Here is an 8,619-nt window from a genome sequence, read left to right as displayed (position 1 = left end):
GGGCGCGGCGGCATCCTGGGCGGCGCGGCCGCCGGCGGGCTTGGCGGCATGCTGGGCGACCTGCTGGGCGGGCGCGGCGGCCAAGCGCAGGCCCAGACCCCAGCCCAGACCACCGGGCAGTCCCAGCCGGGCCAGCCGCAGGGCGGGCTGGCGCAGAAGGATTCGCAGCCGCAGAACGACGCCAGCTTCGGCGAGCTCTTCAACGAGGCACTGGCCACGGGCGACGAGCCGGCGACAGCCCCAACGCCCGAACAGAACGCCCTGGCCGGGCTGATGCTGAAGGCGATGATCCAGGCCGCGAAATCCGACGGCGAGATCGACGAGGCCGAGAAGGCCAAGCTGATGGACCAGTTCGGCGAGCTGGACGACGAGGAGCGCGCCTTCATCCGCGAGCAGATGGCCGCCCCGGTCGATGCCGAGGCCCTGGCCCGCGAGGTGCCGCAGGGCTTCGGCCCGCAGGTCTATCTGATGTCGCTGATGGCGATCGAGTTCGACAACCGCAAGGAGGCCGAATACCTGCACACGCTGGCCCAGCATCTCGGCCTCGACAAGGAGACGGTGAACGGCATCCACCAGAAGATCGGCGTGATCAACCTCTACGCCTGATCGAACAGGCCCAGCTGTCGCGGCGGCTCGTCCCGCCGCGCCTCCTCCAGCCCGGACAGGGTTATGCCCAGCAACCGCACCCCATGCGGATCGGCAAAGACCGGCGCCAGCAACTCGCGCGCCATCCCCAGCATCTCGTCGCAGCTTTCGACCGGGCGCGGCAGGGACCGAGCACGGGTGATCTGTCGGAAATCGCCGTATTTCACCTTCAGCGTCACCGTCCGGCCGGCGCGGCCCGCATGCGCGGCATGACGCCAGACCTTGTCGGCCAGCTCGGCCAGCGCCTGATGCGCCGCCGCCAGGTCGCGCAAATCCTCGAAATAGGTGTTCTCGGCGCCGATGCTCTTGCGGATGCGGTCCGGCTTGACCTCGCGATGGTCGATGCCGCGGGCGATGTTCCAGTAATAGGCGCCCGACTTGCCGAAGCGCGCGGTCAGGAACTCCAGGCTCTGCCGGGCCAGGTCGGCGCCGGTCAGGATGCCATGCGCCTGCATCCGCGCCGCCGTGGCCGGGCCGATGCCGTGGAAGCGGCCGATGGGCAGGCTTTGCACGAACTCCGCCCCGGCCTCGGGCGGGATCACGAACAGCCCGTCCGGCTTGCGCTGGTCCGAGGCCAGCTTGGCCAGGAACTTGTTGTAGCTGACCCCGGCCGAGGCGGTCAGCCCGGTCGCCTGCCGGATGCGTGCCCGGATCTCCTTGGCGATGCGGGTGGCGGTCGAGCCGTGCAGATGGTCGGTCAGGTCCAGATAGGCCTCGTCCAGCGACAAGGGCTCGACCAGCGGGGTGTATTCGGCAAAGATCGCCCGCACCTGCTGGCTGACGGCGCGATAGACGTCGAAGCGCGGCTTCACGAAGATCAGGGCCGGGCAAAGCCGCATCGCCCGCATCGAGGGCATGGCCGAGCGCACGCCGAAGCGCCGCGCCTCATAGCTGGCCGCCGCCACCACGCCGCGCTGGATGCCGCCCACCGCGACCGGCCGCCCGCGCAGCTCGGGATTGTCGCGCTGCTCGACCGAGGCATAGAAGGCGTCCATGTCCACATGCACGATGCGGCGGACGCGTTCCCCGGCCGGGCCGGTCACGGGATGATGCGGGCATCCCCCGCCACCAGCCCCTCACCCATGCGGCCGAAGCGCATATGGGCGATGGCGCGGCCCCCGGACTGGGTGAAGAGCGTGCCCGCATCGCGCCCGTCCGCCATCAGGATCGGCGTGCCGACGGGCGCGGCGCCCTCGATGCCGACCGTCACCAGCCCCTTGCGCAGTTCGGTCTTGTGCTTCATCCGCGCCGTGACCTCCTGCCCGACATAGCAGCCCTTGCGGAAATCGACGCCATGCAGGCGCTCGAACCCGGCTTCCAGGATGAAGGTCTCGTTCGGGATCAGCTCGATCAGGGTTTCGGGGATGCAATGCGCGACCCGGATGGCGTCCCAATCGGTGCCGTCATCCCCCTGCCCGCCATAAAGCCGCCAGCCAAGCGCCGGATGCCGGGGATCGGCAATGGCGGCATCGGGCATCTCGCCGGTGCCGCGGGCGACGGTCAGGTCGGTCGGCTCGATCGCCACCTTCGAGCGCAGCTTGTAGATCGACAGCCGCCGCATCAGGTCGTCCGCCAGCCGCGCATCGACATCGACCAGCAGCCGCCCGCCATCCGGCACCACCAGGAAATCGGCCAGGTACTTGCCCTGCGGCGTCAAGAGCGCCGCCCAGGCCGGCAGCTCGCCCACCTTGTTGGTCACCAGCCCCTGCAGGAACTCGACCCGATCCTCGCCCGAGACCGCCAGAATGCGCCGCATCACGTCTCTCCGAATTGCAGTTTGACCAGGGCCGCATAGGCGCCGCCCCGGGCCATAAGCTGGTCGTGATCGCCCTCTTCGACAACCCTGCCCTGATCCATCACCACGATCTTGTCCGCCTGCCGCACGGTCGAGAGCCGGTGCGCGATGACCAGCGTGGTGCGCCCCGCGGAAAGCTCGTCCAGCGCCTGCTGCACCAGCCGTTCGCTTTGCGCGTCCAGCGCGCTGGTCGCCTCGTCCAGAAGCAGGATCGGCGCGTTGCGCAGCACGGCACGGGCGATGGCCACGCGCTGGCGCTGCCCGCCCGACAGGGCCGAGCCGCGCGGCCCGGCCGGCGTGTCCAGCCCCAGCGGCAGCGCATCGGTGAAATCCGCGACATGGGCGGCGACGATGGCGCGGCGCAGCGCCGCGTCGTCCTGCTCGCGGCCCAGCAGGATGTTCTCGCGCAGCGTCTCGTCGAACAGCGCCGCATCCTGGCTGACGGTCGAGAACTGCTCGCGCAGCGTGGCCAGGTCGAATTCCGCCAGCGCCACGCCGCCCAGCGTGATCCGGCCCGAGGCCGGGTCGATCATCCGTGTCAGCAGGTTGAAGACCGTGGATTTTCCCGCCCCCGACGGCCCGACCAGCGCCGTGGTCCTGCCGGCCTCGGCCGTGAAGCTCAGCCCGTTCAGCACCGGATGGTTGTCATAGGCCAGCCGCACATCCTCCAGCCGGATCGTGGTGTCGGGCGGCGGCGCCTTGCGCGGCCCCGAGGTGATCGTCGGCCGCAAGTCCAGCACGCCATAGATCCGCTCCAGCGAGGCCGCTGCCGCCTGCCAGGTCCCGGCCAGCGCGCCCAGCCGCCGCAGCGGCTGGAAGGCCAGCGCCAGCGCGGTGAAGAAGGACATGAAGTCGCCCACCGTGCGCTCGCCCCGCGTGACCTCGGCACCGCCAAGCGCCAGCACGCCCACGAAGCCGATGCCGGTGACCACGTCGACCAGGGCCGGGACGGTGGCGCCGATGCCGGACATCTTGATCTCGGCCCGGCGGATGCGGTTGACGATCTGGGCGAAGCGAGCGGTCTGATAGGCCTCCATCTGGTTCAGCTTGACGGCGTTGATGCCATGCAGCACCTCGTCCAGCCTCGTGGCCCGCTGGCTGGCATTGACGCGGTTCTGCCGCACCTTGCGGCGGATATAGCGCTGCACCAGCACCGTGGGCAGGATCAGGATCGGCGCACCGACCAGCGCGGTCATCGTCCACCACGGGTCCACCGCCACCGCCACGCCGAACAGCGCCACCAGCGAGACCATGTCCCGCCCGGCGCCGGAAATGAAGGTGGTCCAGACCCCCTGCACCGCCTGAGTATCGCCCTGCACCCGCTCGATCATCGCGCCGGGCGGGTTCTTCTGGAAGAAATGGCTGTCCAGCACCATGATATGCGACAGCAGGTCGGTCTGCATCCGGGTCGAGACCGACAGCGAGACCGAGGTCATCAGGCTGCGGTTGATGACGAAGGTCGCGGCCCGGATCAGGAATAGCGCAAAGATGGTGCCGCCCACCCACCAGATCGCATCGGTGTCGCCGCCGACGAAGACGCGGTCGAAAAGCGGCTTCAGCATCCAGCTCAGCAGGCCCAGGGTCGAGCCCTCGACGATCAGAAAGACCAGCGCCAGCAGGATGCGCGCCCAATAGGGGCCAAGATAGTCGCGCCACATCCGGGCGAACAGATTGGCCGTGCTGTGAAGTCTGTCCGCCATCGCGTCCCCGGTCCTCGGTCAGGGCAAGGGATAAGGCGCAAGCCGCCCCGGGGCAAGCCGCCGGCGCCGCAGCCCCCCGCCCGGGACTCTGCCATAGGCTCCGCCCGGCCCTTTCCGTTTTCCAAATACCCACCCTGCCCGCGCCGCCCGTCCCGACCCCGCCGCCCCGCAATGCGCCCCCGCATCTCCGACCCCGGCCCTTCTTCATGGCCCGGATACCCGTTCGCCCGCGCCCCGTTGACCTTGCGCGGGGCCCGTCCTACCGATGGCGGGTCATCAGAAAGGCATCCCGCATGAGCTTTGCCCAAGGCGCCGCCGTCCTGGCCATTCCCGGCCCCTCCCCGGTTCCCGACCGGGTGCTGCGGGCCATGCACCGCGCCTCGCCCGACATCTATGGCGAGGCGCTGGCGGCCGAGAACCGCGCCATGATCGCGGCGCTGAAGCGGCTGGCGGGCACGACCGGCCATGTCGCGCCCTATATCGGCAACGGCCATGCCGGCTGGGAAGCCGCCAATGCCAACCTGTTCAACCGCGGCGACCGCGCCCTGGTCCTGGTCTCGGGCCATTTCGGCCGCGCCTGGGCGGCCATGGCCCGGGCCCTGGGCGTCGAGGTCGAGGAGCTGGATTTCGGCCTGGCCCCCGCCGATCCGCAGCGCCTGGCCGAGCGGCTCGCCGCCGATCCCGACCACCGGATCAAGGCGGTGCTGGCCTGCCAGGTCGATACCGCCAGCTCGGCCCGCGCCGAGATCCCCGCCCTGCGCGCCGCCATGGGCGACCATCCCGCCGCCCTGGCCGTGGACGCCATCGCCTCGCTGGGCTGCGAGCCGATGCTGATGGACGAATGGGGCGTGGACCTGCTGGTCTCGGCCAGCCAGAAGGGGCTGATGGTGCCGCCGGGACTGGCTTTCGTCTGGTTCTCGGACCGGCTGGCAGCACAGGGCCGCACCGACCTGACCACGCCCTATTGGGACTGGACCCCGCGCGCCGAGGCGCAGGAGCTCTGGCAGTTCTGGGGCGGCACGCCCCCGGTCCAGCACATCTTTGGCCTGAACGAGGCGCTGCGCATGCTGCTGGTCGAGGAGACCCTGCCCCGCGCCTGGGCCCGGCACGAGGGGCTGGCCCGTGCCACCTGGGCGGCGCTCGACCGCTGGGGCCTGGGCGGGCACGGCATCGCCCCGCTGGTCGCCGATCCGCAGGGCCGGGCGCGATCCGTCACCGCGGCGACCCTGCCCGGCGCCGCGGCCTTGCGCGCATGGACCGCAGCCAAGGCGGGGGTGACGCTGGGCATCGGCCTGGGTGCGCCCGACCCCGACAACACCCTGCGCATCGCCCATATGGGCCATGCCGGCGCCCATCAGCTGCTGGGCACCCTGGCGGCGATCGAGGCCGGGATGGCCGCCCTGCAGATCCCGCATGGTCAAGGCGCGGTCGAGGCCGCGGCGACCGAGATCGCCCGGCTGGCCTGAACCCGGCCTTGACGCGAGGGCCGGGACATCCGACCTTTCCCGGCAAGGCCATGCGAGGCGACGGATGCGCATCACCCCCCTGCCCGAGTTCCAGTCCGAAGCCCTGCTGCCCGGCCAGGACTTCGCCCCGATCGAGCGCCTGATCCGCGCCGAGGCCGAGGAACACGGGCTGGACCTGCATAGCGGCCACGGCCGCTCGATCTGGTGCCAGGTCGAACTGGGCGAGTTCGGCGCCAGGAAGCGCGGCGACGGCGTGCTGGTCTTTGCCCGCGCCCATCGCCCCGAATGGCTGCCCGCCATCCAGCAGGCGATCGCCGAGCACCTGGCCCATCACCTGCCCGCGGCGGCGGCGCTGCGCTGGCCCTCGGCCATTGATGCCGGCAAGCCGCCGGCGAATTTCAGCCTGGCGCGCGTCGTCTCGGTTCGCCGGCTTTGCGCAGATTTCCTGCGCCTGCGCCTGGCCGCCCCCGACCTGCACCGCTTCGCCGGCGAGGATTCGATCCATTTCCGCCTGGTGCTGCCGGCGCCGGGCGACAAGGCGCCGCAATGGCCGCATCTCGGCGCCAACGGCCAGATCGCCTGGCCCGGGGGCGACAAGGCCCTGCACCGCCCGGTCTATACCCTGCGCCACATCGACGCCGGGGCCGGCTGGCTGGAGTTGGACATCTTCGAGCATGCCGGCGGGCGGACGGCGGGCTGGGCGCGCATGGCGCAACCGCAGCAGCCAGCCGGGCTGATCGGCCCCAGCGGCGGCGGCATCCCGCAGGCGGCGCGGCTGTTCCTGGCCGGGGACGAGACCGCCTATCCCGCCCTTGCCCGCATCCTCGAATCGCGCGCCGGCACGGCCGGGGGCGAGGTCTTCCTGCTCGGCCGGCATGCCGATTATCCACTGCCCCGGCCCCAGGGCTTCCGCATCCGGCACCTGCCCGGGGGCACCGCCGCCCTGGCCGCCCTGCTGCACGAACGCCCGCCGGCCGCTGGCAGTTATCTGTGGATGGCGGCAGAGAAATCCGCCATCGCCGCGCTGCGCCGGCTGGTTTTCGACCGGCTGGGACATGACCGGACCCGCAGCCATCTGTCGGCCTATTGGAGCGCATAAAGATCGGCGCCCGTCCCGGCCAATAGTTGACAATTTTACCTTGGTGTTCGATACGGGCGCCAGACCGCGGCCAAGGGCGTCAAGGCGGCACGTTTGCGCATGTGCCGCGCCCAAGCAAGAAGCGGACGGATCCCGATGCCGGAACTACTAAGGAACGCCATGACCAAGAAGTCGCTGCCGCGCCCCCGCGCGGGGACCGCCCTTGCCCTTGCCTGCCTGATGCTGGCCGCGCCGCTTTCAGCCCAGGAAAGCCAGCCGGGCACCCAGACCGGCACGACGACGCCTCAGGCCCAGGTCCAAGGGCAGCCGGCGGCGCCCGAAGCCCCGGCAGGCACCGCCACGCAAACCCCGGCACCCGCGACCCCAGCCGCGCCGCAGGCCGCCCCCGCCGAACCGGCGACAAGCCCGGCGCCAGCAACGACGCCTTCGACGACGCCCGCAACGGACAATGCCCCTGCCGCGTCCGTTGCCGGCGATGCCACCCCGGCAGCGCCTGCCGCGACCGACCCTGCCGGCACCCAGCCTCCCGCAGCCGCCGCTCCGGCGGAAACGCCTGCGCAAGCGCCCGCGGAAACGCCGGCCGCGGCGCCGCAACCCGAGGGCTCCGGCCTCCTGCCGCAGGCAGTGCAGGACGCGCTGGCGCCCATGCTGAACCCGCCCGCCCGCGACCCGAACCTGCCGCATGACCTGTCGCCCTGGGGCATGTTCATCGCCGCCGACTGGGTGGTGAAGGGGGTGATGATCGGCCTGGCCTTCGCCTCGGTCATCACCTGGACGGTGCTGGTCGCCAAGATGCTCGAGCTGATGGGCGCCATGAACCGCGCGCAATCCGGCATCCGCCGCATCGAGACCGCCGCCAGCCTGCCCGCCGCCCTGTCGGCCGCCGGCAACCGCCGCGATCCGGTCTCGCGCATGATCTGCGCCGCGGCGGGCGAATACGACCGCTCGGCCCCGGCGCTGGACCAGGCCGGCGACAGCGGCGTCAAGGAGCGGGTCGAATCGCATCTGGACCGCATCGAGGCCATCGCCGGCCGCCGCATGAGCCGGGGCACAGGCGTGCTGGCCACCATCGGCTCGACCGCGCCCTTCGTCGGGCTGTTCGGCACCGTCTGGGGCATCATGAACAGCTTCATCGGCATCTCGCAGGCGCAGACCACCAACCTGGCCGTGGTGGCGCCGGGCATCGCCGAGGCGCTGCTGGCCACCGCCATAGGCCTGGTCGCCGCCATCCCGGCGGTGGTGATCTACAACGTCTTCGCCCGCGCCATCACCGGCTATCGCCTGCGGCTGGCCAATGCCGCGGCCGGGGTCAAACGCCTGGTCAGCCGCGACCTCGACTTCCGCGGCGCCGTTCCGCGGCGGGAGGCCTGAGCCATGGCCGGCGGCATCCGCGACACCCAGGGCGACGACCTGGTCGAGAACCACGAGATCAACGTCACGCCCTTCATCGACGTGATGCTGGTGCTGCTGATCATCTTCATGGTCGCGGCACCCCTGGCGACGGTCGATGTGAACGTGGACCTGCCGGTATCGAATGCCACCCCGGCACAGCGTCCCGACCAGCCGGTCTACATCACCGTCAAGCCCGACCTGACGCTGGCCATCGGCAACGAGGACGTGCCGGCCGGCGGGCTGGCCGCGGCGCTGGCGGCGGCGACCGGCAACGACCGCGAGCAGCGCATCTTCCTGCGCGCCGACCGCGAGGTCTCCTATGGCGACCTGATGGGGGTGATGAACACGCTACGCGAGACCGGCTATCTGAAGATCGCCCTGGTCGGGCTGGAGGCGGCCTCGGCCGGCGCCCCGGCCCCGGATGCGGCTTCGGCGGCTCCGGGTGCGGCGGCGGGCACCGCGGCTGCTGGCATGGTGGCCCCGAGCATCCCGGCCGCAGCCGGCACCGCAACCGCCGGCACC

8 protein-coding genes are annotated in these 8,619 nt (G+C 71.3%); 5 read left to right on the top strand and 3 right to left on the bottom strand.

The window, feature by feature from the left end:
• On the top strand, nt 1–606 hold a 606-nt coding region (locus I9P22_RS22025; protein WP_199262155.1), incomplete at its 5' end, for a tellurite resistance TerB family protein.
• Here the strand turns inward: I9P22_RS22025 and dinB are convergent.
• The 3 genes from dinB to I9P22_RS22010 are packed head-to-tail and all read right to left on the bottom strand — an operon-like array spanning nt 597 to nt 4,140.
• Nucleotides 597–1,688 (bottom strand): DNA polymerase IV, encoded by a 1,092-nt coding sequence (gene dinB, locus I9P22_RS22020; protein ID WP_199262154.1) that lies wholly within the window; start codon nt 1,686–1,688, stop codon nt 597–599. The genes I9P22_RS22025 and dinB overlap by 10 nt on opposite strands.
• On the bottom strand, nt 1,685–2,401 hold the full coding sequence (ygfZ, locus tag I9P22_RS22015; protein WP_199262153.1) for a CAF17-like 4Fe-4S cluster assembly/insertion protein YgfZ: 717 nt from the start codon (nt 2,399–2,401) through the stop codon (nt 1,685–1,687). The genes dinB and ygfZ overlap by 4 nt, the downstream gene beginning before the upstream one ends.
• Complete coding sequence (locus I9P22_RS22010) at nt 2,401–4,140, bottom strand: ABC transporter ATP-binding protein (RefSeq protein ID WP_199262151.1); 1,740 nt, start codon at nt 4,138–4,140, stop codon at nt 2,401–2,403. The genes ygfZ and I9P22_RS22010 overlap by 1 nt, the downstream gene beginning before the upstream one ends.
• Before the next feature lie 293 nt (nt 4,141–4,433).
• Between I9P22_RS22010 and I9P22_RS22005 the strand changes: the two genes are divergently transcribed.
• From I9P22_RS22005 to exbD, 4 genes are all read left to right on the top strand, one after another.
• The gene (locus tag I9P22_RS22005; RefSeq protein ID WP_199262149.1) at nt 4,434–5,606 is read left to right on the top strand and encodes a pyridoxal-phosphate-dependent aminotransferase family protein; all 1,173 of its coding nucleotides are present in this window, start codon (nt 4,434–4,436) and stop codon (nt 5,604–5,606) included.
• A 64-nt stretch (nt 5,607–5,670) separates the two neighbouring features.
• Nucleotides 5,671–6,705: a siderophore-interacting protein gene (locus I9P22_RS22000; protein ID WP_199262147.1), complete on the top strand. Its 1,035-nt coding sequence runs from the start codon at nt 5,671–5,673 to the stop codon at nt 6,703–6,705.
• Nucleotides 6,706–6,864: 159 nt separating this feature from the next.
• Complete coding sequence (gene exbB / locus I9P22_RS24895; protein WP_199262144.1) at nt 6,865–8,076, top strand: tonB-system energizer ExbB; 1,212 nt, start codon at nt 6,865–6,867, stop codon at nt 8,074–8,076.
• 3 nt (nt 8,077–8,079) lie between these two features.
• Nucleotides 8,080–8,619 (top strand): TonB system transport protein ExbD (exbD, locus tag I9P22_RS21990; protein WP_199262142.1); only part of this gene is annotated, 540 nt, incomplete at its 3' end.

It is taken from the genome of Paracoccus binzhouensis (assembly GCF_016446475.1).
Taxonomy (GTDB): Bacteria; Pseudomonadota; Alphaproteobacteria; order Rhodobacterales; family Rhodobacteraceae; genus Paracoccus; species Paracoccus binzhouensis.
Note: the sequence above shows the minus strand (reverse complement) of the source record. Positions and strands in the feature narration are given on the sequence as shown.